Below are 25,913 nucleotides of genomic sequence, written 5' to 3'. Positions count from 1 at the left end.
CTCCATCTCACTGCTTCCGTTCCGGGTCCAAATGCAGCACGTTCCATTTTGTCGTAACGTGATAAACACCGTCAAACAGCCTTGTTTTAAACATTCCCGGTCCGTCTTTTGTTTCCATAAACCCTGCGGCCAGTTCTGCCGCCTGCCCCATTATGACTATACCTAAAGCGGCTGCCAGCAATGGGTCTTTTGTTACTGCAGCGCAGCAGGCACATAACGTCGTTGTCATACAGCCGGCTCCTGTGATCTGCGTCAGCAGCTCATGTCCGCCAGTCAGAACTAAAGCCTGTTTCCCGTTGCTGACATAATCAGTAACGCCCGTAACAGCAAAAACACAGTTATATTTTTCCGCAGCGTCCTTCGCTACCCTTAACCCATCAGTCACATTGCCATTTGAATCTACGCCTCTGCCTTCAGCTTTTTCTTCCAATAATGCCAGACATTCAGCGTAATTACCGCGCACGATAGTTACCAGCCCTTCGTTTAAAAGCTTCAGCGCAAAAACTAAACGCAGCTTGGACGCCATAACTCCTACAGGATCTAAAACTACTGCGATGCCTTTATTTTTAGCTGCTGCAGCCGCTGTTTCCATTGCCTGCATTTTTGCTTTGGCAATAGTTCCCAGATTCAATACCAATGCATCAGCATTAGAAGTTATTTCAGCTACTTCCTCTGCTTCATCGGCCATTACCGGCGAAGCACCTGCACACAAAGTGATATTGGCGCAGTCTCCCGCCGTCACATAATTAGTCAAATGATGGATAACAGGCCTTTTTTCACGTACAGCATCAACGATCAAGCCAAATTGCCCTTTGATGACCAAACTCATTTTAACCAGCCTGCCTTTCTGTACAAATCAACAAAATGATGTGTCGGGCCACAGCCGCCGCCGATCGGCAAACTGTATTCTATCGCTTCTGTTACATAAGCCTTCGAAGCCGCAACGGCATCCGCCAGGCTCAGACCCTGGGCAAGGTTTGCCGCCAGCGAACTGGATAATGTGCAGCCGGTACCATGTGTATTTTTTGTGTCGATGCGATCTCCCATAAACCAGCGTTCTGTACTGCCATCAAACAGCAGGTCATCAGCGCTGCCGTTCAAATGACCGCCTTTGACCAAAACAGCTTTAGCACCTAACTCTAAAATACGTTCGGCAACAGGTCGCATTTCTTCCTTCATCGTCACCTTCATACCGCTGATAACTTCTGCTTCCGGCAAATTAGGTGTTACCAGCGTTGCCAGTGGCAGCAGCTCTTGGACCAGTGTCGCACAGGCTTCCGGTGCCAGCAGCGGATAACCGCTTTTAGAAATCATTACCGGGTCCAGCACCACGATCTGCGGTTTATAATAACGCAATCTATCGGCAATCGTTTTGATGATTTCCGGCCTTGATACCATACCTATTTTTACCGCATCAACGCGTATATCGTCAAATACCGCATCGATCTGCGCCTCGATCACCCCAGCGTCTATATCCTGCACCATCGTCACACCCTGTGTGTTTTGCGCTGTTACAGCAGTAATAACGCTCATACCAAAGGTGCCATGTGCGGCAAAGGTTTTCAAATCGGCCTGTATTCCGGCTCCGCCGCTGGAATCACTGCCTGCTATCGTTAATAAATGTTTCATTTCTTCTCCTATCTGCAGACTGTCTTACTAAAATCTTCAGATTCAGTACCGCAAGCAAAACGGGCACGGGCCTAAGAGTAAGCACCATGCCCGTTTAAATTATAAAATTAAAGAACGCTTTTTACTTTAGCAACCAGATTCTCAACAGTAAAACCATATTTTTCCATCATTACATCGCCAGGCGCCGACGCGCCAAAACGATTGATACCCAAAACATTGTCTTCACTGCCGGTATAACGGCTCCATCCTAAAGTAACGCCGGCTTCAACAGCAATCTTCGGCAAACCTTCAGGCAAAACGGAAGCTTTATAATCTGCGCTCTGCATTTCAAAAGTATCCCAGCTAGGCATCGAAACTACACTGACTGCAGTTCCTTCCTTAGCCAAAACAGCCTGCGCCTCCAAAGCCAAATGCACCTCGCTGCCGGTAGCAATAAGCACCGCTTTTGTTTCTCCCTGTCCCGGGTTCAGCACATAAGCGCCTTTATAAGCATTTTCGTGAACGATTGCCGCATATTCGTGTAATACCGGCAATTTCTGACGGCTCAAAAGCAATGCCGTCGGTTTATGTAGATTCATACAAGCCATTTGCCAGGCTGTAGCAGTTTCTAAAGCATCTGCCGGACGGAATACAGACAGTCCCGGAATCATCCGCAGACTCATAGTTTGTTCGATCGGTTGATGAGTTGGGCCATCTTCACCCAAAGCAATACTATCGTGCGTTAAGACAAAAATGGAACGTAATCCCATCAAAGCTGCCATACGGATCGCCGGACGCATAAAGTCGGCAAAAACAAGGAACGTACCACCGAATGGAATAAAACCGCCGTGCAAAGCAATACCATTAAGAACTGTTCCCATAGCATGTTCGCGCACACCGAAATGAATATTACGGCCGCTGCGGTCTGTTTTCGAGAAATAACCGACATTTTTCATCACAGTTTTATTAGAAGGACCCAGGTCGGCACTGCCGCCAACCAGATTCGGCAGCTGCATAACAAGCTTCTGCAGGATATCGCCAGAAGCTTCACGGGTAGCAGTTTTAGCAACATCTTTAAAGATCGCTTCCAAATCGTGCAGATTTACCAGAGCATTGCCGCTGATACGTTCTTCAAGTTCCATTCCCAATTCAGGATAAACAACTTTATAATCAGCCATCAATGCTTCCCAGGCTTTTTGATCGCCTTCGCAATCTTCAATTTTATTTTTGAAATACTGGCTGACAGTCAAAGGCACATAGAACGGTTGACCAACAGGCCAGCCGGCTTTTTCTTTAGTCAGTGCCAAAGCTTCAGCACCCAAAGGCTCGCCATGGCAGGAAGCACTGTCCTGTTTCGGGCTGCCATAACCGATATGAGTACGCACAATGATCAGACTGGGATGCTCGGTATCTGCCTGAGCTTCTTTAACGGCAGCTTCCATAGCTTCAATATCTTCTGAATCAGCTACACGCAGCACCTGCCAGCCATAAGCCTTAAAGCGGGCTTCCACATCTTCAGTGAAAGCGATATCGGTAGAACCTTCAATAGTAATTTTATTATCATCATAAAGGTAGATCAATTTACCCAGACCCAAAGTCCCTGCCAAAGAAGCAGCTTCGCTGGCAACGCCTTCCATCAGGTCACCGTCGGAAGTGAGTCCATAGGTATAGTGATCAATAACAGTAAATTCAGGCTTATTATATTTTGCTGCCAGCATAGCTTCGGCAACAGCAAAACCTACACCCATTGCAAAACCATGTCCCAACGGACCTGTAGACGCATCAACACCTGCTGTATGACCATATTCAGGATGCCCCGGAGTTTTGCTGCCCCATTGACGGAAGTTTTTCAATTCCTCCATCGAAACATCGTAGCCGGCCAGATGCAGCATTGCATACAACAAAGCGCTGCCATGTCCTGGCGACAAAACAAAACGGTCACGATTGAACCAGTTAGGATCTTTTGGATTGTAGTGCATAAAACGGTCCCACAAAGTATACATCAACGGCGCCGTGCCCAAAGGGAAACCAGGATGTCCCGATTTAGCCTTTTCTACCTGGTCAGCCGCCAAAAAGCGTAAAGTATTAACAGATGCATGATCAATAGCCTGCATTTACTGAACCCTCCCAATAACTCATAGTAATATATTAATTATAGCATAAGTTGAAGAAATAAACATCGTGTATTTTCCTGTGTTTTTTATCTTTAGCGGCTTTTATAAGCTTATTCCTTATTTTATTCTGCCGCTTCACTATAATTATAAAACTCACTTTATCTTTATAAGCGTGATTTTCAGTTAAAATAAAATTTTTTTAGGGCTAGCAATAAACACCATAATAGTGTATACTAATACCCGTATTACAGCCACTATTATCATACACTTTATTTATATAGTGTCACTATTGCTTTGTACCTTTGCAGCTTAATCACAGTTATCCTGTAACAGGACATCTCCGACTGCGGTATATCATTTCAATCTGTATACCTTGACGTCGTTAGATATATTTTTAATTATTATTTTATTTCTCGGAGGTGTCTTGATGTTAATGTTTTTAGGTTTTATCGTTTTGATATCCTGCCTGGTGATCGGCGTTCGCCGCGGCGGTATCGGTCTGGCTACTATTTCTGGTATCGGCCTTGTTTTCTTTATTTTTGTTATGGGCCTGAAACCCGGTAAACCGCCGGTAGACGTTATGCTGACAATTATGGCGGTGGTTACCTGTTCAGCATTTTTACAGGCTTCCAAAGGGCTTGATGTAATGCTGAAATATGCTGAAAAATTCTTGCGCAGCAACCCCAAATATATTACTATCCTTGCTCCGCTCACAACCTGGCTGCTTGCCGTTTTATGCGGCACCGGACATGTAGTTTACGCTATGTTCCCTATTATTTACGATATCGCTATCAAACAAAATATCCGCCCGGAACGGCCGATGTCTGTTGCTTCCATTGCTTCACAAATGGGTGTCTGCGCTTCGCCTGCTTCGGTAGCTGTTGTTTCGGTAGTTGCCATCCTCGGCGCTACAGATCACCCTTTCGGAGTTATGCAGATTCTTTCTATTTCCATTCCTGCTACCTTCATCGGTGTTGTGATAGCCGGCCTTTGGAGCATCAACCGCGGCAAAGATCTTGATAAAGACAGTGAATTCCAGGAAAAAATCGCTGATCCTGAACAAAAAGAGTTTATTTACGGCGGCCTGCAGGAACAAAGCCTTTTAAATATTATCCTGCCTAAAAGTGCCTATCAGGCAGCATTAGTTTTTCTTCTGGGTATCGTTGTGATTGCTATCTTTGGCAGCTTCCCACAATTATTGCCGCACTTTCCCAACGCCAAAGGCGTTTTGAAGCCGTTTTCCATGACACCGACAATCCAGCTGATGATGCTTTCTATTGCCGCTGTCATTATGATCCTGTGCAATGTTAAAACTTCGGAAGTCGCTTCCGGTTCTGTTTTTAAATCAGGTATGACCGCCATTGTTTCAGTTTACGGCGTAGCCTGGATGGCCGATACCTATTTCGGTGCCTATCTGCCCGTAATGAAAAAATCCTTAAGTGACATCGTACTTACTTATCCCTGGATGTATGCGATCGTTCTGTTTTTGGTTTCCAAGCTGATCAATTCACAGGCAGCGGCCGTGACCGTCATCGTACCGATGGCATTAAGCGTTGGCGTCGATCCCTTAGTAATAGTAGGTTTTATGCCGGCAGCTTACGGTTATTTTGTTCTGCCGACTTATCCTTCCGATCTGGCCTGCATCGGCTTTGACCGTTCGGGAACAACACATATCGGTAAATTTATCATCAATCACAGCTTCCTGGTGCCGGGGCTTATTGGCGTAGGCAGTGCCTGCTTTGCCGGGTATATGCTCGTACATATGGTATACTGATCTAATAAGCTTTTGACCCAATCTGTAACAACAAAAGAGTTTATCTCAATAATTGAGATAAACTCTTTTTATTTACTCACACCAACAGCAACGCACAAGCATAAAAAAGCGGTTTGCCATTTTAGCAAACCGCTTTCAGCTTAGTTTTGCAGAAACTACATAAATTATTGAGCTTCCTTAGCTTCGGCAATGATCTTTTCGGCCATTTTCATCGGTACGTCCTCATAATGGTCAAACTTCATTTCAAAAGTACCCAAGCCCTGAGTCAGAGCACGCAGGTCAACCGCATATTCGGAAATCTCGGCATAAGGAACCTGCGCTTTTACGCAGCCCATACCGTCTTCCAAACTCTGCATACCCAAAATACGTCCGCGTTTAGAGTTCAAATCGCCAATAACATCGCCCATCATTGATTCGGCGCAATAAACATCCAAATTATAAACAGGCTCCATTAAAACAGGTTTCGCCTGTTCCATAGCTTTTTTGAACGCCATATTGGAAGCGATCTTAAACGCCATTTCTGAAGAATCGACAGTATGATAAGAACCGTCAAGCAACGTAATGCGAACATCGACTACCGGATACCCGGCCAAAATGCCGTGTTCCATGGACTCACGCATACCTTTTTCAACAGCCGGAATATATTGCCGCGGCACAGCACCGCCGAAAATCTTGTCAACAAACTCAAAGCCTTCTCCTGGCGGCAAGGGTTCCATCTTGATCACAACGTGACCATACTGGCCATGTCCACCGGATTGTTTCTTATGCTTGCCTTCAACCTCCGCCGTTCCGCGGATAGTTTCTCTGTATTCAACGATAGGCGCACGCAAATCGGCTTCCACACCGAATTTACGTTTCATACGCTCCATAATGATCTCGATATGCTGATCGCCCATGCCACTGACCAGAGTTTCCTTCGTCACACTGTTCTTAGTAACAATGATAGTCGGGTCCTCGTCCATCAAACGGTTCAAAGCAGTGGCGATCTTCTCTTCCTCGCCTTTCTTTTTAGCGTAAATGGCACGAGTATACATCGGCAGCGGGAATGCGATCGGCGCAAACAAAACAGGTGAGTTCTTGTCGCTGAGCGTATCGCCGGTAGACGTAAACTGCAATTTAGTAGTAACGCCAATATCACCGGCAACAACTTCCTTAATCGGGATCTGAGTTTTACCACGCATCGTAAAAATACCGCCAATACGTTCTTCTTTTTCACGGCTGGCATTATAAACCATGCTGTCACTCTTGATCGTGCCCGAGAATACTCTAAAGAAGCTCAAACGGCCAACAAAAGGATCAGACGTAGTTTTGAAAACCAAAGCTGCCATAGGTGCGTTAGCATCGCGGATCTCTTCTTCTTCAGTTTCCGGATTCGTAACAACAAAGTCATTCAGAATAGCCGGATAGGTAAAATCGATAATCGCGTTCATAACGCGTCCCAAGCCAATATCTTTATATGCGCTTCCGCAAAGGACAGGGAAAATAATCGCTTGACGAATGCCTTTGATCAGGCAATCCATAATTTCCTCATCGCTGATAGTTTCGCCTTCCAGATAACGCATCATGCAGTCATCATCAGCCTCAACAGCAGCTTCGACCATTTTTTCATGCGCTTCTTTGGCATACTCCAGCATATCTTCAGGAATGTCCATTTCGATGGAATCGTTGCCGTTAGCTTTATAAGCCTTCATTTTGTAGAGGTCGATAACACCGCAGAAATCGGCTTCCTTACCGAGAGGTAATTGCAACGGCAATACACGTTTACCGATCTTAGCACGCAGGTTGTCAAGAATACTATCAAAATCAGCATTTTCACGATCCATCTTATTAACGAAAATGATACGCGGCAAATGTGCTTCTTCTGCCAGCTTCCAGCACTGCTCAGTGCCAACCTGCACGCCCGAAGTAGCGCATACAACGATCAAAGCGCTGTCAACGGCACGGAAAGCGCCTTTGACCTCGGCTACAAAGTCGGCAAAACCTGGTGTATCAATAAAATTGATTTTGGTATCACGCCATTCAACAGGCGCCAAAGTTGCATTGACAGATACGCCGCGTTTGATTTCTTCCGGCTCATAGTCAGTGGTGGTAGCCCCGTCTTCTACCTTGCACATTCTGGAAATTGCTCCCGAACGATACAGTAAGGCTTCGGTAACAGACGTCGTTCCAGCCCCACCGTGACCCACAATGGCCACGTTTCTGATCCTATCTCCAGTATACTCTTTCATGATTACTCCCCCTTGTCCTACAAAATTTGATGTTATTACAATTCGCTGGTTACAAGGGCTTTTCCTGCATTTTAGCTGAAATTTAAGAATTTACCGTTTTTAAAACAACAAAGTGTAACGCAAGTAACAATAATGAAAAATGTATCTGCATTCGCAAAAGCTCTGACCAAACTTATAATTTACCCGTAAAAAAAGCGCAGAAGCAATCTCTGCGCTCAAAAAACTGTCTTCACTCTGTTTTTATACCGTCACCTTCGATCGTTACTTTGACCTGCTCTTCTTTGTCACTGATGCGGCTGTCCGTAACACGCCGCTTGATACTTTGCTGTTCCGGCCTGTTTTCCCGCTCGGCAACAGCAAGATTGACCAGTGCATTCTGATAGATACCTTCCTGCGGCAAGTTAGAAAGATCAGGCGGCTGCGGCGGTTTATCATTTTTATTGACTACCAGCGCGGCAGCATTGCTGTCTGCCTGTTTGATTTCATAATTAGCCAGCGTCTTATCCAAACTGCCGTTAATAGCAAATTTTCCCGCAGTTTTACCATCTGCGTCAGTAGTAAAATGCAGATCACTATCAAGTTCTACACCCAAATCTTCCCAACGTTCACCGCCAACTAAACCGCTGATAGAACCTGTAAAATCAGGCAATACTGAATTCGCATCTATTTCAAATCCATCGGCTGTTACAGTCAGCTGCGCTTTATTGATAATAAATTTAGTCCCATCATTGACGATTTCTATATCATAGCCGTCCTGCCCGGAATACAGTAAATCATTCAAATCATAATCACCGGCGTTCTTTTTAGATCCCACCAAAATACCGTCTGCCAACCCACTCAAACCGGCATTTTGTTCAGAACCATTGTAAACAGTATCGCCCCCTGTAATAGAGTCTCCGTCAATAGTGATTTTTTTCAAAAACCCTTCTAAAAGCGGGTCTGTGTAACCGTTATAGAATTTCCAGGAATCTTTGGAAGCTGTATCTAACCCTTTTTCAAAATCTTTACCAAATTCTGCCAGAGTGAGCAACGTACCACTACCAAATTTTTTATAACCTAAGATTGTATCGCCGCTTCTGACTGCATAATAGGCATTAGAAACAGCACCGCTATTTTCAACAACAATAACATTTCTATAATCTCCACCTGAAACTTTACCAATATTATAAACGTTTTTTATTTCGCCATCATTAATTGCAGCAATACCACCAACATACTCACTACCGTTACCATTAATAGTACCTGTATTATAAGCATTACTTAGAGTCCCGCTATAATTTTGGCCTACGATACCACCAACATTATATCCCATACTATCAACAATTCCACTATTATAAACGTTATTAATATTACCGCTATCATTAATCCCAGTAATTCCGCCAGTTACCGTATCATAACCCTTTCCTTTAATCTCGCCTTTATTGTATGAATCAAAAATATCTTTTATATTCTCGCCTACTATTCCGCCAAGATAATCACCATAACCCGTAGCATTCCCATTATTAAAGCTGTTCTTTATGCTACCATTATTATATCCGACAATTCCACCTGCAGCAGAATAATCACCTTTACCTGTAACTGCACCATCATTATCAGAATAACTGATCACACCGCCGTTATCATTATAGCCGGCAATACCGCCAATACGTGCACTTGTATTAGTTTTATCATTGACTGAGCCGCTATTATGTGCATCAGTTACAGTTCCTTTATTATAACCGACAATGCCGCCAATATTGGCACTATCATTCTGACTGCTTATTTCCATTTCAATATTGAAAACATTTTTCAATGACCCAAGATTTTCCCCTGCAATGCTGCCGACGCTCCCACCACTGGAATTAGTATAATTAGTTATGCTTCCATCCTGCAGAGTCAGATTATGCACAAAGGCATTTGTATTCAAGACATCAAATAGCCCCGCATTACTCTGCGTTCCATCGGCAGTATTAATATTGATATGCAAATCTTTAATAACAAAACCCGCCCCATCAAGGCTGCCATTAAAGCCGCCTATATTAAATGGCATGCTTGTAAAATTACCAATTGGATTAAATCCACTGCCGCTATTCCAGCGCTTGGTCACATCGGCATCAATGTCGCCAGCAAGCATATAATCACCCTGAATGTAATCGCCGTTTATATTCTTATCGATCGCCTGCAGTTCATAAATATCATGTACCAGCATAGCATCGGTTATATTTTTACTGTTACCGCGCAGATCCTGCACAGCAGCTCCAGCCAAAACAGTACTGCCTTTAGTACCGGTGCCAGTCGTATAATCGCTGACCGTATGTCCGCCAGGCGCATCGTCACCAACATTTATTGTAGTCTTATCCGTAACTTCATAGCCTACTGTCACTTTATTATCAGCACGCAGAGTAATATTGCCATTACCGCTTGATTTCAGCATATGGGCATTGAGCAGCGAAATATTATCTCCTTCAAGAAGGATTTTATCAGCAGTCAGCTCACCCAGATTAATAATATCGCCACGAACTTTTTGCGCAGCTTCAGGACTCAATGTGCTAAAAGCAGTCCCGTCAAAACTTTTTCTGTTATCTATCGTCCGGGTCGATGCCGTCAGCTCGCCTACATTGACACTGGCTGTTGCACCAAACAGGATACCGTTGGGGTTAACTAAAAATACATGTACGCCGCTGCCGCTGATGTTACCAAAAATCTCGCTTTTAGTATTGCCTGTAACGTAATTCAACACGGCCTGCATCCCACTAAACTTAACCGATTCGCCCTGAGCCACGTTAAAACTGTTCCAGTCGATCGCCACATTACCACTGCCAGTGATATTCATCTGATCACCGCCAGGCGTGCCTATACTGCCAGTTCCGGCCACGACCTGCCCACCCTGCGGTAAAGCATAACCCCAATTAGGCAGCAGCAGTATTCCACCGCTCAACACCGCTGCCAATATCTGTTTATGTAATAATAATTTATTTTTCTTCATGCTTCCCTATCTCCTTCTGCTGTTTTTTAGAACAGTTTATAGGCTAAAAACCATACCCGACCGTTTTTATCGTTTTCTTCGCTTTGATAAACTTCGCCATTAAGCTTGCGGGCATAATCAACTCTCAAATAATAGTCATTTGGTCTGGCATATTGCACGCCAACTCCCCAGCCTGCCAAGTTCCGATGATCGCCTATATTTTTATTTAACTCTACCTCGCCCCAGTCGATAAAAGTTGCCAGACTGAGATTAGCTATAGGCGTAGCGTAGCGCAGCTCTGCAGTTACCTGATAACCGCTGCTGCCGCTGGCTTCGCCCTGCGGATAGGCGCGTATGCCGTCAGCGCCGCCTAAACTGAACTGTTCACTGCCATCCAGATCTTTGCTGGCTAACTGACTGTGCAAATTGATATGCAGGTTCACTGTGTGTCCCAAACTTTGGATATGATTAATATCTGTATTGAATTTATGATAAGTACCTTCGTTGCCAACATTGATATCGTCGTAAGTCAATCTGCCGGTATAATACAGCGCGCTGTAACCAGTATAACTGCCCATACCTCTGCTGTTGCCAACAATGCCCAAGTGCAGGGCGTTACTGTGTTTTTCAGTACTGCTGCCAAACGTCCGCAATTCATCTTGCAGTTGCCGGTTATCGTAACCATAAGCCGCTGCCAAATAGTTACGGCTGGTATTGATAAAAGGCGTACTGCCGTAGATACTGAAGGTCTTGGCCCTGCCGACAGCGTCCAGAATATTATAAAAACCGCTCAGACTATAATCCATCAGACTGTAGCTTATTCCTAACCGGCTGCCGCTGCTGCCCAAAGGCATTTCATACCCCAGGTTGTAGTTATGCAGATCGCTGTTAGTCAGCATCCCGCCCAAAAACAATTTATCACCGATATGTCCAGGATCGTTGAACGTTGTCTGAAAACCATAACGGTAGCGGCCGCTATACTTACCGCCATGATTATCTGTATATAAAATAGTATCTGCCTGCTTTTTATCGGCCAGCGTCACTGTTAAATCGCTGCTGCCTACTTCTGTCCCAGCACTGAGAATACCGGCCGCAGCGATTCCCGGCAAGTCATTCAGATTATTCAGCACTGTTTCCAAAGGTCCATTTTTGATAATGCTGCCCGCTTTAAGACCGCTCAAAAATCTTTCTGCCTGCCCTTCACTGAGCCGGGATCGATTATTTATTTTTATTTCTCCTATCGTCCCAAGCAAAATACGGATCTCTACCACGCCATTTTGGATATCCTGCTGAGGTAAAAAAGCTGTAGCAACTGTATATCCCTGATTACGGCAATAGTCTGTAACTAAGTCAGCCGCCTGCTGCAATTCACTGATAGTTATATCTCTACCCATATAGTCTTTAGTAAGTTCTGCAAAAACCGTCGTGTCGATTTTATCCTGCCCGGTAAACTTAAAGCAGCTGAGCATAAACGTCTGCTCGCCCTGCACCTTACTATCGGCAGCAGTACTATATACTTCTGCCTGCTGCTCTGCCTGGCTGCGGTTCTGCTCCAATGCCCGCACCTGCGGATCGCTGCCTGGTAAAGCTGCCGCCGCCCAGACGGTTGATGTCATGCCTAAAGTTAAAGCTACTGCCATACTTTTTCCTGCTAATTTTAACAATGTCTTCTCTCCTTCGCTGTCTTATTATATTTACGTTTAGATTTTATTTTATGTTCTTTAATTATCAACTGTTTTTTATAGCTAAAATATTTAAAACATTTGTTTTAGCAATATACATTATCATTATAGCACTTGTGTACCCCCCCACAAGACATACAAGAACTTTTTTACGACGCAGTTTGTTGCCGTTATTGCCCATAAGGTTTGCTAGCCGCCAAAGTTTTAAATTATTATCAGCCTGCAACTGCCATTACGGTGCAGCTTATTTATTAAAACCGCTTTCAATAAACAAAAACCGCCTGCATTTTAAACAGGCGGTAAAAACAACAAAAAACGCAGACTGTCAGAAGCAGTCTGCGTTCAAATCACTTATTAAGTTTTAGGCTTATATCTTTCAAGCTTTACTTTGAGCTTATACAGTTCAGAATTTAAAGACAACGTTCACACTTGCTGTCACACCCTGTTTTTTGCCTAACCAATTCTACAGCCCCAATTCTATATCAGTCCCGTTTTCTCCATCAGCTTTCAAAACATAGCCAATTTCAAACATTCCACTGCTGCCTTTAATGCTTGGTGAAGGCGTACTTAACCCCTTGACTGTTGCACGTGCTGTTCCATCAAATTCATATTCGTATGCCATACCAACATAACCCGTGCCATGCTTGCCGAAGTCCTTGCTCAACCTGCCGCCGACACGTGCTCTGGTACTGTCCACAGCGTCAAATTCATACACCTCTCCATTGCCTTTCCCACCCAAAGCTACACTGTCGCTTCCCTGATGGTTATAAAGCACTTTTAAATATATGTCGGATCGTACCTTTTCATCCAGACTGCTAACTTTACCGACGCCTAAATGCGCCCCATAATAACTGCTGCTGCTGTCATAGCTGCTATAAACCTTATTCCCGTCCGCGCCGATCATATCACCGCTTCTATAATCAGATTCAAGGCGGCCATATCTTAAACTGCCATCGTAGTAAACACCATTATTATTATCCTGACGTACAAACGCTCCTACACCATAGTATTTGGTATTACCGTCACTGCGGACCCCACTGTCAAGATGACTAGTGTAATTGCCCCAGCCATATTCTGCAAAGGGACCGTAGGTTAGCTTACCAGCGTTATTTTTAACGGCTTTTGCTGCCCCTAATGCCAGGTTATAGCCGTGAACATCAGTATACGACCCACTTTTATAACGCATATTGCCGCCACTTGAAGCGCCAAACATTTCGGCCTGCCCATTGCCGCCCGCTGCCTGAACTGCATTGGCAATGCCTGTACCGCTGACATTGTCCGCACCACTATTCACAACAGCCGCTGCCGCCGCTCTGGTCTCTACGGGTGATTTACTTTGCTCTGTCACTTTACCGCCTGTTCCGCCAGTCCCTCCAGTCCCATCAGTACTGCCTATACTATTGACTGTTGCAGATAATTTCTTCCCGTCATCTTCAACTAACGCGCCAAAATCATAAATGACACTTACACCCTGCTGGATTTTACCATAAGTGAGACCAGCGTCAGCCTTGATGCCATTTTTATTTGCAAACAAATAAATCTTGTCCCCTGCCTGCAGTGCCGGTGCAGAGCCAACCACACCGACATTTATCTTGCTTCCTGACAGATCAGTGCCACTCTTATCTGTCAGCGTCAGAACCGTTTCACCCGCACTTATATCTTCCGGTAAATAGAAATTATAGTATTCAAAATTTTTAACATTTACTGTTGTCAAATTCTTGGTATGAATATTCAGTGTATTGCCCGAAAAAACGTCTTTATCTGCATTTCCTGAAAAACCGCCGTAAATCACAGTATCAAAAAGTGGATCTACGCCATCACGGCTGGCTATCGTAACACTATTTCCAGTAGCTGAACCATTCTTACTGTAGCCGCCATAAAAACCTCCCCAAACCTTTCCCCAATCTCCGTCAATAAAATTACCGCCATTGATCACCAGCGTATTACCTGTGGCATCACCGTTACTTGTACTGTAACCGCCATAAATACTGCCATATTCCCCTGATGTAAAACTGCCGCCGTTTATTTCTACATAATTATTATTAACGTTACTTTTGCCGTAGCCGCCATAAACAGATTTTAATGTTCCTGCATTTATGATTACACGGTTCTCCTCTACAACACCACTGCCCTTACTATAGCCGCCATAAATGTTTGCATTGGCAGTACCGCTGTTAAAGGTAAGTACATTCCTGCGGACCGCACCGGCGCCGTTATCAATAAAGCCACCAATAACCATCTGAACAGAAGCGTTCTCCGTGATCGTTACCGTATTTTCTGTAACGTCACCACTGCCAGCCTCGATATAGCCGCCAATAACACGCCCCATTTGAGCTAAAACAGCATTACCGCCGACAATTACCTGGTTGGCTGTGACAGAGCCGTTTGCCCCGCTGCCGCCGTAAATATAATTTACCTTGGTATCTCCGGTAGCTGTAACGATATTTTTCTGAACAAGCGCATCATAATCACTATTCCCTCCGCAAAGATCTGATACTATCTTGCCGCCATTGCACACTATCTCATTTTCTTCAACGACCTTACTCCCGGCTGCACCTTTTCCACCATAAACAGGTCCGCTGATATCACTGTCTCTTTCTATCACGACTTTATTTTTTCTGACGCTGCAGCAGGCAATAGTAACAGTATTAGCCTCTACTACACCGCTGCCCGTAGTAAGACCACCTTTTATATAACGCACTTCAGCACCTTGTTCAATACTAATGCTGTTGTTTTTTACATCATTATCGTTCGCTGAAGTTTCTATTATCCCACCGGTAATATCCTTTGCCACTGCGCCAGCTACTACAGTAACTGTATTATCAGTCACGGCATTTGTAGCATCTGTGCCGCCATAAATACTTGTACTGCTGTTGTTTTCATCAATGACTACATCAGATCCGCTGCTGCTGTTGCCGATATAACAATCTTTCCATTCAACAAGCGTACCTCCGCTGTTAGCCCAAGCTGTATTATAGTTACAGCTGCTGAGCATTGCCCCTGCCAGCAATGCATTCAAAATTTTTTTGTTTAAAATTCTCCCATTTTTTCTCACATGCAACTCTCCTTGTATTATATACTCAGGGTTTAAAGATAACCCGCAAAACCAGCAGTCTGATATGTACCTCATAAAATAATACAGCTTTTAGCTAACTGCTCTTTATTTGCATCATATTTTTGATTTAAAATAATATTTTATTTGTAATAGTTTTATTTTTACCATTATAGCACTTCTGTACCCCCCCACAAGACATACAGGAACTTTTTTACGACGCAGTTTGTTGCCGTTATTGCCCATACGGTTTGATAGCCGCCAAAGTTTTAAATTATTATCAGCCTACAACTACCATTACGGTGCAGCTTATTTATTAAGACCGCTTTCAATAAACAAAACCGCCTGCATTTTAAACAGGCGGTAAAAACAACAAAAAAACGCAGACTGTCAGAAACAGTCTGCGTTCAAATCACTTATTAAGTTTTATTTCAGCATTTCCAATACACATAAAGCGCTTAGAGTTTTAGAATCGAAGATATCTCCTTCCAGCACCATTTCCCTGACCTGCTGCGGCGTTAATTTTACGACATCGATAAACTCATCTTCATCAGTATGCTGGTCGTGTTTTTCCAAACCGCGCGCCGCATACAGGTGAATAACTTCATCAGTGAAGCCAGGTGTAGTAACGATAGAAGTCAGCCTTTGCCATTCCTTCGCACTATAACCGGTTTCTTCCGACAGTTCCCGCTCAGCACATACGTCCGGTTCTTCACCCGGGTCAAGTTTCCCTGCCGGGATCTCATACATTACTGTTCCCACAGGATAACGGTATTGTTTTACAAAAATAATACTGCCATCGTCTAAAATAGGAACAATAGCTACAGCCCCCGGATGATGGATCAGTTCACGTGTCGTTTCTCTTCCGTTCGGCAAGATTACCGAATCAATATTCACCTGCAGCAGACGTCCTGAAAATCCCACTTTACTGCAGATAAAGGTTTCATCTAAATTTGCCTGATGAATTTTTTTCATAGCTCTCACCTTGCCTGTTTATTTTTAGCAGCCGCTGCTAAAAGCTCTTTAGCATTAGCGTAGGCTACTTCGCTGACATTATCGCCGACTGTCATCCTCATCAGTTCCTGGATACGGCCTTCTTCATCCAGTACAGTCAACCCTGTTGAAGTTCGTCCGCCTGTACTTTCCTTGCGGATCAGAAGATGCCTGTCAGCAAAAGAAGCTATCTGTGGCAAATGCGTGATACACAGTACCTGTCCTACCTTGGCAATAACGGCGATCTTTTCGGCCATTTTCTGTGCGGTAACGCCGCCGACGCCTGTATCGATCTCGTCAAAAACCATTGTCGGTACACCGCTGGCATTTAGAAGCACCGTTTTAATAGCCAGCGCCACACGTGACAGCTCGCCGCCGGAAGCGACTTTTAACAAGGGTCTGATCGGTTCTCCCAGGTTAGCTGTAAACAGGAAGGTCAATTCATCCTTACCTGTTTTAGTCAGGGTGTCTTTAGCAGTTACCTCGATCTCAAACCTGCCTTCCGGCATTGCCAGATCATGGATATGTGCCGTAACTTTAGATGCCAGCCGCCCGGCATATTTAGCGCGCAGCTGAGATAAGCTTTGCGCCTGCTGTTCTAATTCACCTTTTTGCTGCGCCAGCAGCTGTTTGGTTTTAGCAATGTTGCTTTCCAGCTGCGCCAATTCATCGGCCTGCTGCTGTGCCTGCTCTAAGTATGCAGTGATCGCTTCATAGCTGTCGCCGTATTTTTTCTGCAGACGATACCACAGATCCAAGCGTTCCTCTACATAAGCTGCTCTTGCAGCATCATATTCCTCGCTGCTTAGATAATCGCTCAGCTCACGCCGGCATTCATCCAATGCGATCCAGCTGCCTTCCAGGCTTTCACACGCATTATGCAGCCGTTCATCATAACGCACAACTGCCGCCAGCTGATCTTTAGCTGCCGCCAAATTATCAAGAATACCTCTTTCGCTGTCAAGATATTCATGAGCACTGTTGACTGCTGTCATGATCTTGCCGCTGTTCTGCAGACGTTTTACCTCTTCCTGTAAGGCTTCAAGTTCGCCTGCTTCCAATGCGGCCTCAGTAATTTCTTTGATTTCCCATTCCAGACGGTCTAAAATGCGTTCCCGCTCACTGCCGGTTTGCTCCAGCTGTGTCAGCTTCGCCTGCGTAGTCAGATAGGCTGTATACAGCTCCCGATACGTTTTACGCACAGGAGCAATCTCTTCCCGTCCATACAAATCGACCAATGCCAACGGTGCATCAGACTTTAGAAGCGCCTGGTTTTCATGCTGGCCATGAATATCGACCAAAAGTTCGCTGAAGCTTTTGAGTACTGCCAATGGTACCTGCACGCCGTTAACTGTAGCCTGGCTTTTGCCGTTGGCTAAAATACGCCGCCTCAAAAACAGTTCGTCCTCTTCGTCTATCCCCTGCTCTGCCAGCAAAGACTTAACTGCTTCTATCCCGCTGATATCGAATACCGCCTGCACCCAAAAGGAATCAGCTCCGCTGCGGATATAGTCCGCCGAAGCCCGATTACCCAGCACGACGCCAAAAGCATCGATCAGAATAGACTTACCTGCACCGGTCTCACCTGTAAAAATATTGAAACCGGGGGCAAAATCTATTTTCGCATCTTCAATTAAAGCAAAATTATGCACATGCAAAGATTGCAGCATCGTTAAACGACCTCGTCCTATCAGCGATTATTAAAGCGTTCCATAAAGGTTACAGTGTTATCTTTTGAATCGACAGCAACAAAAATAGTATCATCACCAGCAACAGTCCCCAAAACCTCCGGCCATTTCATATAATCAATAGCATAAGCTACCGATTGTGCAGTACCGGGAAGGCTGCGGACAACTACCAGATTTTCTGAGGCACGCATACCTATGATAGAATCCTGGAAAGTACGTTCCAGACGTCCGGGAGTCAGCAGCATATTATGTTCTTTAGGAAAAGCATAATGATAATTGCCTTCGGCATCCGGAACTTTAATGAGCATCAGCTCTTTGATGTCGCGGGAAACAGTAGCCTGAGTTACCTCGATACCGTCGTGGCGTAAAGCAGCCGCCAAATCTTCCTGAGTTTCGATTTTGCTGTGTTCGATGATTTCTTTGATCTTGCCGTGTCTGATACCTTTCACGTCTCTCACCTCATATCTGTATTTGTAAGCGGTTGGGTATTTTAAAGCATTTCCGTATTACGGATCAGCTTTTCCTGCCAGGTTTCATAATAACTGCGGCCATTGAGCCTGATAAAAGTTACTTTGTCAGGGCTTTTGGCAATTCTTACTGTATCATTTTCCGCTATCGATGCTACTATTTCTCCATCCGCCGAAAGCAACAGTTCTTCATAGGGTGGAATAGCATTCAGTTCTATGACCCTGTCCATCGGAATCAAAAGCGGTCTTGTATAAAGCGCATGAGCGCAGATAGGTGTAATAATAGTAACATCGAGGCTGGGATGTACAAGCGGCCCCCCTGCCGATAACGAATACGCAGTAGAGCCTGTAGCCGTTGCCATGATGATACCGTCAGCGGCATAATTGCCCGAACGTTTGCCATTGACCTTCAGACTGAGATGCGCCAGCTTTGAAAAATGCCCCTTGGCCACTACCATATCGTTTAAGGCGTGAGCGTCAATCAAAACCTTACCGTCACGCCAAACACAGGCCTGCAGCTGACTGCGCTCTTCCAGCACATATTCTCCGGCCGTCAGCTTGGATAAGGCTTCCGGCAGTTCTTTGAGTTCTATTTCCGCTAAAAAGCCTAATTTCCCAAAATTGACACCAAATACAGGGATTTTCAGCGGCGCCAAAAATCTCGTCATCTGCAGCAGCGTACCATCGCCGCCTAAAGATACCGCCATATGCATCTGCTTCAGGCTTGCCCTGTCGCAAACGTCGTAGCTGGGCCTGTCCTGATAATCCAGACGCTGCGGCAGTACCGCCTCGATCTCAGCCTTATCGCACAAATCCAACACTTTCGGCAAACTGTTTTTGACATTTTCTTTTTTCATATTGGGGAATATCCCCAACCGTAATTTATTCATAAAAGCCTCGCTGTTTCTACTCCTGGGTCTGTGGTTTATCCAAATCACCATGTGATTTGGATACAAGCTCGTCAATCATAGTTTCACTTACCGCATTGTCATCACCCAGTGTCAGATGCAGTAAGTACTCAATATTGCCTTCAGGCCCTTTGATAGGAGAAAAATCCAGTCCGGCAATACCAAAACCTTCTTCTTTAGCAAAAGCTACTACTTTTTTGATAACGTCGGCATGTACCTTAGGGTCGCGTACGACACCTTTTTTTCCGACGTTTTCTTTGCCGGCCTCAAACTGCGGCTTAACAAGCGCAATAACAAATCCAGTTGGCTTAAGCAGTTTATGTACCGCCGGCAGCACCTTATCCAAAGAAATAAATGCCACGTCGATAGTTGCTGCGTCTACCAGTTCTCCCAAGCTTTCAGCTTCAAGATAGCGCACGTTAGTGCGTTCCATATTTACGACACGCTCATCACTGCGCAGCTTCCAGGCCAGCTGACCATAGCCTACATCAACGGCGTACACTTTAACAGCGCCATTCTGCAGGGCACAGTCGGAAAATCCGCCTGTGGAAGCGCCGATATCCGCAACAGTTTTACCTTCTACGCTGATGGGGAATATCTGCAATGCCTTTTCCAATTTCAGCCCACCGCGGCTCACATATTTAAGTTTTTCGCCCAGCAGGCGTATCGCTGCCTCTTCGGGAACCTGTGTCCCCGGTTTATCTATTTTCTGTTCATTGACCAGCACCTGACCTGCCATAATAGCAGCCTGAGCCCTTGCCCGGCTTTCAAAAAGTCCTCTGGCTGTCAGCAGTGCGTCTAATCGTTCTTTTTTCACTTTGCTTCTCCGGCACCTTTCACCAAAGCAGTAATTTTTTCTTTTATACTTTCTGTATCTAAACCCAGATCCCGGAACAAATATTTTTTGTCACCATGCGGTACAAATTCGTCAGGGAGTCCCAAATTTAAGACCTGCACCTTTTGCATCAGACCGGCTTTATTAAGCAGCTCTAAAACTGCAGAGCCAACACCGCCAGCCAGCACGCCTTCTTCCAGGGTGACCAGTTTTCCATATTTTTCGGCCGCCTGAACGATCAATTCTTCATCAAGAGGTTTGGCAAAACGCAGATTGATCACACCAGCCTGAATACCGTTTGCCGCCAAAGCATCAGCAGTCCGCAAAGCTGTTTGCACCATGCTGCCGATCGCCAGCAGGCAAACATCGGTACCTTCCCGCAAAAGCTCACCTTTACCAATAGGAAGTTCTTTCAGTTCGTCTTCACAGTCAACGCCAATACCGCTGCCGCGCGGATAACGGATCGCGATCGGTCCGTTGAATTGTAATGCCGTGTTCAGCATCTGACGAAGTTCGTTTTCGTCCTTAGGTGCCATAATCGTCATCCTGGGCATCGAACGCAGATAAGCATAATCAAAAACACCATGATGTGTAAAACCGTCGTCACCGACGATACCGGCACGGTCAAGGCACATCGTTACATGCAGATCCTGCATGCAGATATCGTGCAGCACCGAATCATACGCTCTTTGTAAAAATGTAGAATACACCGCAACAACGGGCTTCATTCCAGCAGCCGCCATACCGGCAGCCGCAGTAACAGCATGCTGCTCAGCGATACCTACGTCCAAAAAGCGCTGCGGATAGCATTCGGCAAATTTGTTAAGACCTGTGCCGTCAGGCATAGCCGCTGTGATAGCAACAATATCTGCATCTTGTTCAGCTAGTTCGACCAAAGTTTTACCAAACATTTCCGTGTAAGCGATCGGAGCCTGCGGATCGGTGATTTTTTTACCTGTTGCAATCTCAAACGGACCCGTGCCATGAAATTTATTCGGACTTTTTTCTGCAGGTTCATAGCCTTTACCTTTTTTAGTGATCACATGCACTAAAACAGGACCATCGACATGCTTTGCCGCTTCCAAAACCTCCAGCAGCTTATTCAAATCATGGCCGTCAATCGGGCCAAGATATTTAAAGCCCAACTCTTCAAAAACAGAGCTTGGTACCATCAGGTACTTTACACTGCCTTTAACACGTTCGATAGCATTTAAAACATCAGTGCCGAAGTCCAGGCTTTTCAGCCAGCCTTCAACATCGTGTTTGATTTTGTTATAGGTTTCACCTGTGCGCAGATCGCACAAATACTGTGACATCGCGCCGACATTTTTAGAAATAGACATTTCGTTGTCGTTTAAAATAACGATCATTTTTTTATGCAGATCGCCGGCATTATTCAAAGCTTCAAAAGACATACCGCCAGTCATCGAACCATCACCGATAACGGCAATAACATTATTATCTTCACCTTTAAGATCACGTGCTACAGCCATCCCCAAAGCAGCTGAGATGGATGTGCTGGAATGTCCTGTACCAAAAGCATCGTGCTCGCTTTCTTTACGCTTCGGGAATCCTGACAGGCCTTTATATTGCCGCAGCGTCGGAAACTGGTCCTTACGCCCCGTCAGTATTTTATGGATATATGACTGATGGCCTACGTCCCAGATAATTTTATCCTTCGGTGTCGTAAATACTTTATGCAAAGCCAAAGTCAGTTCTACCACACCTAAATTAGGAGCTAAATGGCCGCCGTTTTTAGAAACGACATCAATGATCAGCTGCCTGATCTCGCCTGCTAAAAGCTTCATTTCATCCAGAGTCAGCATTTTCAGATCTGCGGGAGAATTTATTTTTTGCAATAATTGCTCATTTTGCATTCAGCAATCCGCCTTTCTTCTCAATAACAAATAACTTAGCTTTTACGCCCGCACATCATTTTTGTAATCTCACGCAGAGCTTCGGCATTTTCTCCAAACATTTCCAGACAGCCCAGCGCCTCGTCAACAGTTTTCTGAGCCAGCGCTTTGGCGCCTTCCAGAGTATATAAGGTCACATAAGTGGACTTATGCTTTTTCTCATCACTATGCGCTGCCTTGCCCATCTGAGCAGCATCACCCTCGACATCAAGGATATCGTCTGTGATCTGGAAAGCAAGCCCCAAAAGATCGGCAAATTTTGTCAAAGCCAGCAGTTCATCACTGGCAGCACCAGACAATCGCGCACCACTGCGAACTGCCGCAATGAAAAGTGCTCCTGTTTTGCCTGCATGCAGCTTACGCAGTTCTTCTTCACTGATCTGCCTGCCTTCGGAATCAAGATCAATGACCTGACCGCCGACCATACCGAAGTTTCCGGCACACATTGCTACTTCGCGCACAGTTTCGATCAAAGCTTCCGCCGGTACGTTTTTTTGTTCCAGCATCACTTCAAAGGCAAGGGTCAGTAAAGCGTCACCAGCCAAAAGCGCCAGCGCTTCCCCAAAAACCTTGTGGTTGGTCAAACGGCCGCGACGATATTCATCATCATCCATACAAGGCAGATCATCATGGATCAGCGAATAGGTGTGGATCATTTCTAAACCACAGGCTACCGGCAGAAAATTATAACCGCTGACACCCAAAGCATCGGCTGTTGCCATTAAAATTATGGGACGGATACGCTTGCCACCTGCCAGCAGGCTGTAAGCCATTGCTTCATCGACACGCGAGATGCCCTTTTTTTCCAAACGTTTTTCCAGAAAAGTATTGACCAGCTTCTGCCTGTCTTCGTAATACTTATTAAAATCCATGTCAATCCTCCAGCTCTGCGAATGTTTCCAGTTCATATTCGTTATCGTCGTCAGCAGCAACGACGATTTTTTCTACTTCCTGCTGCACCGTATTGAGTTTAGTCATGCATACCTTACTCAAAGCAACGCCCTGCTGAAACGCTGCCAGCGCTTCTTCCAGCGGCAGTTCTCCACTTTCCAGCAGCTGTACCTGCTGTTCCAGCTCGGCCAACGCTTCTTCAAACTTTATGTTTTTGGCGATTTTTTTCATCGTCATTGTTTTTCACGCCTTTCTACCTGCTGCACAACCGATATCACATCACCGTCAGCAACCTGAGTCCTGAGTTCTTCTCCCCAGCGCACATCTGCGATACTGCGCAAAGCCCTGCCTGAGTCTGTCTTGGTTATCGAATAACCTCTGGCAAGTACCGTCAGCGGTGATAAAGCATCAAGCCGCGCTGCCAGCAGTCCAAACTTGTGCTGCCGTTTCTGCAGAATACTTTCCATCCTGCCCTGCAGCTGCCGCATCGCCATATCCGTACGCTGCTGCAATGGCTCCAGCCAGCGTTCCGGCTTGGCTAAAGCCCATGATCCCTGAAGACGCTGCAGCTTATGCTGCGCCTGTTCCAGTTGATGCACAAGCACCCGCTCGCCGCGTGCTGTCAGTTCCTCAACATAGCGCAGATACGAATCAGCATCTGCAACAACCAGCTCAGCAGCCTGTGAAGGCGTAGCTGCCCTGCGGTCAGCAGCAAAATCTGACAATGTAAAATCAGTTTCGTGCCCTACTGCTGAAACTACTGGTATTTCAGACGCAGCAATAGCACGCACAACAGGCTCTTCATTAAAAGCCCACAATTCTTCTATGGAACCGCCGCCGCGTCCAACGATCAGGACATCAGCCAAACGGTGTTTATTCATAAACCGGATCGCCCTGACAATTTCAGCACCAGAACCATCTCCCTGCACCTTGACAGGAAACAGCAACAGCTTGATGCCGCGATTGCGCCGCTGCGCGACAGTAATCATATCACGTACAGCAGCACCGGAAGGCGATGTTATCATTCCAACTGTTTTAGGGTTCAGCGGCAGTTCACGTTTACGTTCACTGTCAAACAACCCCTCCTCAGTCAGTTTTTTCTTTAATTCTTCATAAGCCAGCATCAGATCTCCAGCACCTAACGGCAGCAGCAGGTCTGTATAAAGCTGATAAACGCCATCGCGCTCGTACACTCCGACACGCCCGATAGCAACAACAGTATCACCGTTTTGCGGTTCAAATCGCAGACTGCGCGCCTGATTGCGAAACATAACTGCTTTAAGTACGCCGCCGGCATCTTTCAAGGTAAAATAACAATGCCCTGAAGAATAACGTTTAAAATTAGAGATTTCACCCTGGATCTGGATATTAGTAAAAGTACGATCGCCCTCCAGCAGGCTTTTGATCATCAAATTCAATTCACTTACGGAATAAATTACTTCATTCATAACTGCTTTCTCCCTGCCTGAACGCATAAGCAGCGCAGCCGGCAGCATTATCGGGGCTAAACCGGCTTTCGGGTATCCAGACCCTGATCCTGCGTTTAGCAAGCTTTTCTATCATATGACGGCGGATATAAGCATTAGAAACCACACCGCCTACCAGCAAAACATCAAAAATTTCTTTCTGCGCTGCCACGTTACGGATCATCCTGACAAAGGTTTCTGCCAGGGCATATTGCACACCTGCCGCCAAAGCTGCAGGATCAGCGCCAGCCTCGATTTTACGCAAAGCAGCAGTAGCAGGCCCGGATAAACTGACGTCACCCTGACGTACTGCTACCGGCAATTCGATGCAATCGGCCGCAGTTGCCGCCAGTTGTTCTAAAGCGGCTCCTGCCGGAAACTGCAGTCCCAACGCAACACCTACTCTATCAACAAACTGACCGGCATGCAGATCTTTGCTGCCGCCTGCCTGTGTCAGTGCATAAGTGCTGTCAGTTTGTTTTTCCGCTAATAATAAGTCAGTAGTACCGCCGGAAGCATGTAAAAGCAGAAAACGGTCGGCATCAGGCCCCTGCGCTGACCACAATCCGGCTTCCAAATGATTTTCCTGATGGCTGATCTGCCATAACGGAATTTCGTTTACAGCCGCTAAAGAGCGCGCCAGGCCCAACCCAACCAAAAATGCTGGCATATACGAATCTTCCAAGGGCCGCGGGCGGGCAGAAACACCGATACCGATGACTTTCAGCGGCTTTTTTAAAACCTCTTCCAGCAAAATCGGCAGGTTACGCGTATGCTGAAACACCATCTCCGACTGCTGCAGACCTCTGCAGCCCGGTTTCACTTGTAAAATCCTGCGGGCCTCACCTACCAGTCCGCCTTCTCTGCCGATCAGTGCGACCGACGTTGTATAGCAGCTGGTATCAATGCCCAGATAGACCTCATTTTTAGACATCACTGCGAACCATTTTACCTAGAACTCCGTTGATAAACCGCGGAGTATCATCTGTTCCATAAATTTTCGCTATTTCCACAGCTTCGTTGATTGCCACATTAGGCACCAGCTTTTCTGCTGCAAAAAACATTTCATAAACGGCGACCCGCAAAATATTACGGTCGACAGCCGGCATACGCTCCAAGGTCCAGTCAATAGCATACTCACTGATCCTGGCATCTATCGCTTCACTATTAGCCAAAACACCATTTAAAACATCTTGTGCATACTCTTTGGCTTTTTCAGCACTTTTATCAGACCGTTCTTCAACAGCAGCATTCAACGCTGCCTCACAGTCGACCTGAGCAAAATCTATCTGAAACAAACTTTGTAAAACCAATTCCCTTGCAATCCTGCGAATCATATTAGCCCTC

General features: G+C 45.6%; 19 protein-coding genes. 1 reads left to right on the top strand and 18 read right to left on the bottom strand.

What is annotated here, in order from left to right; translation table 11 throughout:
- Positions 1-7: 7 nt before the first annotated feature.
- The 3 genes from thiM to tkt form a co-directional block, all read right to left on the bottom strand.
- Complete coding sequence (gene thiM, locus PFJ30894_RS07320) at positions 8-829, bottom strand: hydroxyethylthiazole kinase (protein ID WP_113077077.1); 822 nt, start codon at positions 827-829, stop codon at positions 8-10.
- Complete coding sequence (thiD, locus tag PFJ30894_RS07315) at positions 826-1,629, bottom strand: bifunctional hydroxymethylpyrimidine kinase/phosphomethylpyrimidine kinase (protein WP_046431616.1); 804 nt, start codon at positions 1,627-1,629, stop codon at positions 826-828. The genes thiM and thiD overlap by 4 nt, the downstream gene beginning before the upstream one ends.
- A 107-nt stretch (positions 1,630-1,736) precedes the next feature.
- On the bottom strand, positions 1,737-3,722 hold the full coding sequence (gene tkt / locus PFJ30894_RS07310) for a transketolase (protein ID WP_021718319.1): 1,986 nt from the start codon (positions 3,720-3,722) through the stop codon (positions 1,737-1,739).
- 427 nt (positions 3,723-4,149) lie between these two features.
- On the opposite strand from tkt, the gene PFJ30894_RS07305 reads away from it, so the two are divergent.
- Positions 4,150-5,496: an anaerobic C4-dicarboxylate transporter gene (locus PFJ30894_RS07305; protein ID WP_125669428.1), complete on the top strand. Its 1,347-nt coding sequence runs from the start codon at positions 4,150-4,152 to the stop codon at positions 5,494-5,496.
- Between the two features lie 164 nt (positions 5,497-5,660).
- On the opposite strand, the gene fusA is transcribed toward PFJ30894_RS07305, so the two are convergent.
- The 15 genes from fusA to nusB all read right to left on the bottom strand — a co-directional run bounded on the left by fusA (position 5,661) and on the right by nusB (position 25,903).
- Positions 5,661-7,724, bottom strand: coding sequence for an elongation factor G (gene fusA / locus PFJ30894_RS07300; protein ID WP_125669426.1), 2,064 nt, complete (start codon positions 7,722-7,724; stop codon positions 5,661-5,663).
- 229 nt (positions 7,725-7,953) lie between these two features.
- Entirely contained in the window at positions 7,954-10,689 is a 2,736-nt protein-coding gene (locus tag PFJ30894_RS07295) for a two-partner secretion domain-containing protein (protein ID WP_113077079.1), read from the bottom strand.
- A gap of 26 nt (positions 10,690-10,715) precedes the next feature.
- Positions 10,716-12,308: a ShlB/FhaC/HecB family hemolysin secretion/activation protein gene (locus tag PFJ30894_RS07290; protein WP_125669424.1), complete on the bottom strand. Its 1,593-nt coding sequence runs from the start codon at positions 12,306-12,308 to the stop codon at positions 10,716-10,718.
- Between the two features lie 505 nt (positions 12,309-12,813).
- Complete coding sequence (locus tag PFJ30894_RS07285; protein ID WP_167457043.1) at positions 12,814-15,405, bottom strand: autotransporter outer membrane beta-barrel domain-containing protein; 2,592 nt, start codon at positions 15,403-15,405, stop codon at positions 12,814-12,816.
- A gap of 423 nt (positions 15,406-15,828) precedes the next feature.
- Positions 15,829-16,377: an NUDIX domain-containing protein gene (locus PFJ30894_RS07280; RefSeq protein WP_113077082.1), complete on the bottom strand. Its 549-nt coding sequence runs from the start codon at positions 16,375-16,377 to the stop codon at positions 15,829-15,831.
- Between the two features lie 5 nt (positions 16,378-16,382).
- On the bottom strand, positions 16,383-18,065 hold the full coding sequence (recN, locus tag PFJ30894_RS07275) for a DNA repair protein RecN (protein ID WP_113077083.1): 1,683 nt from the start codon (positions 18,063-18,065) through the stop codon (positions 16,383-16,385).
- A gap of 20 nt (positions 18,066-18,085) precedes the next feature.
- Entirely contained in the window at positions 18,086-18,532 is a 447-nt protein-coding gene (argR, locus tag PFJ30894_RS07270; RefSeq protein WP_021718314.1) for an arginine repressor, read from the bottom strand.
- A gap of 41 nt (positions 18,533-18,573) precedes the next feature.
- Positions 18,574-19,440 carry an NAD(+)/NADH kinase gene (locus PFJ30894_RS07265; protein WP_021718313.1) on the bottom strand — a complete coding sequence of 289 codons (867 nt, stop codon included), beginning with the start codon at positions 19,438-19,440 and terminating at the stop codon, positions 18,574-18,576.
- 16 nt (positions 19,441-19,456) lie between these two features.
- Positions 19,457-20,275: a TlyA family RNA methyltransferase gene (locus tag PFJ30894_RS07260; protein WP_113077084.1), complete on the bottom strand. Its 819-nt coding sequence runs from the start codon at positions 20,273-20,275 to the stop codon at positions 19,457-19,459.
- A complete protein-coding gene (gene dxs, locus PFJ30894_RS07255) occupies positions 20,272-22,170 on the bottom strand; it encodes a 1-deoxy-D-xylulose-5-phosphate synthase (protein WP_113077085.1) in 1,899 nt (632 codons plus the stop codon). The genes PFJ30894_RS07260 and dxs overlap by 4 nt, the downstream gene beginning before the upstream one ends.
- A 35-nt stretch (positions 22,171-22,205) precedes the next feature.
- Positions 22,206-23,081 carry a polyprenyl synthetase family protein gene (locus tag PFJ30894_RS07250; protein ID WP_021718310.1) on the bottom strand — a complete coding sequence of 292 codons (876 nt, stop codon included), beginning with the start codon at positions 23,079-23,081 and terminating at the stop codon, positions 22,206-22,208.
- A gap of 1 nt (position 23,082) precedes the next feature.
- Complete coding sequence (gene xseB / locus PFJ30894_RS07245; RefSeq protein WP_021718309.1) at positions 23,083-23,337, bottom strand: exodeoxyribonuclease VII small subunit; 255 nt, start codon at positions 23,335-23,337, stop codon at positions 23,083-23,085.
- Positions 23,334-24,548, bottom strand: a complete 1,215-nt coding sequence (gene xseA / locus PFJ30894_RS07240) for an exodeoxyribonuclease VII large subunit (protein ID WP_113077087.1) — start codon at positions 24,546-24,548, stop codon at positions 23,334-23,336. The genes xseB and xseA overlap by 4 nt, the downstream gene beginning before the upstream one ends.
- The gene (locus PFJ30894_RS07235; RefSeq protein WP_113077088.1) at positions 24,541-25,500 is read right to left on the bottom strand and encodes a Kae1-like domain-containing protein; all 960 of its coding nucleotides are present in this window, start codon (positions 25,498-25,500) and stop codon (positions 24,541-24,543) included. The genes xseA and PFJ30894_RS07235 overlap by 8 nt, the downstream gene beginning before the upstream one ends.
- Positions 25,493-25,903 (bottom strand): transcription antitermination factor NusB, encoded by a 411-nt coding sequence (gene nusB, locus PFJ30894_RS07230; RefSeq protein WP_021718306.1) that lies wholly within the window; start codon positions 25,901-25,903, stop codon positions 25,493-25,495. The genes PFJ30894_RS07235 and nusB overlap by 8 nt, the downstream gene beginning before the upstream one ends.
- Positions 25,904-25,913 lie beyond the last annotated feature (10 nt).

The sequence above is a fragment of the Phascolarctobacterium faecium genome (assembly GCF_003945365.1).
In the GTDB taxonomy this organism is placed as follows: domain Bacteria; phylum Bacillota; class Negativicutes; order Acidaminococcales; family Acidaminococcaceae; genus Phascolarctobacterium; species Phascolarctobacterium faecium.
This window is presented reverse-complemented; position numbering and strand designations above follow the sequence as displayed.

Bases quoted from the DNA above. Each gene is read 5' to 3' on its own strand.
- thiM (WP_113077077.1), bottom strand. From the start codon at position 829: ATGAGTTTGGTCATCAAAGGGCAATTTGGCTTGATCGTTGATGCTGTA.
- thiD (WP_046431616.1), bottom strand. From the start codon at position 1,629: ATGAAACATTTATTAACGATAGCAGGCAGTGATTCCAGCGGCGGAGCC.
- tkt (WP_021718319.1), bottom strand. From the start codon at position 3,722: ATGCAGGCTATTGATCATGCATCTGTTAATACTTTACGCTTTTTGGCG.
- PFJ30894_RS07305 (WP_125669428.1), top strand. From the start codon at position 4,150: ATGTTAATGTTTTTAGGTTTTATCGTTTTGATATCCTGCCTGGTGATC.
- fusA (WP_125669426.1), bottom strand. From the start codon at position 7,724: ATGAAAGAGTATACTGGAGATAGGATCAGAAACGTGGCCATTGTGGGT.
- PFJ30894_RS07295 (WP_113077079.1), bottom strand. From the start codon at position 10,689: ATGAAGAAAAATAAATTATTATTACATAAACAGATATTGGCAGCGGTG.
- PFJ30894_RS07290 (WP_125669424.1), bottom strand. From the start codon at position 12,308: ATGGCAGTAGCTTTAACTTTAGGCATGACATCAACCGTCTGGGCGGCG.
- PFJ30894_RS07280 (WP_113077082.1), bottom strand. From the start codon at position 16,377: ATGAAAAAAATTCATCAGGCAAATTTAGATGAAACCTTTATCTGCAGT.
- recN (WP_113077083.1), bottom strand. From the start codon at position 18,065: ATGCTGCAATCTTTGCATGTGCATAATTTTGCTTTAATTGAAGATGCG.
- PFJ30894_RS07265 (WP_021718313.1), bottom strand. From the start codon at position 19,440: ATGAATAAATTACGGTTGGGGATATTCCCCAATATGAAAAAAGAAAAT.
- dxs (WP_113077085.1), bottom strand. From the start codon at position 22,170: ATGCAAAATGAGCAATTATTGCAAAAAATAAATTCTCCCGCAGATCTG.
- PFJ30894_RS07250 (WP_021718310.1), bottom strand. From the start codon at position 23,081: ATGGATTTTAATAAGTATTACGAAGACAGGCAGAAGCTGGTCAATACT.
- xseB (WP_021718309.1), bottom strand. From the start codon at position 23,337: ATGACGATGAAAAAAATCGCCAAAAACATAAAGTTTGAAGAAGCGTTG.
- xseA (WP_113077087.1), bottom strand. From the start codon at position 24,548: ATGAATGAAGTAATTTATTCCGTAAGTGAATTGAATTTGATGATCAAA.
- PFJ30894_RS07235 (WP_113077088.1), bottom strand. From the start codon at position 25,500: ATGTCTAAAAATGAGGTCTATCTGGGCATTGATACCAGCTGCTATACA.
- nusB (WP_021718306.1), bottom strand. From the start codon at position 25,903: ATGATTCGCAGGATTGCAAGGGAATTGGTTTTACAAAGTTTGTTTCAG.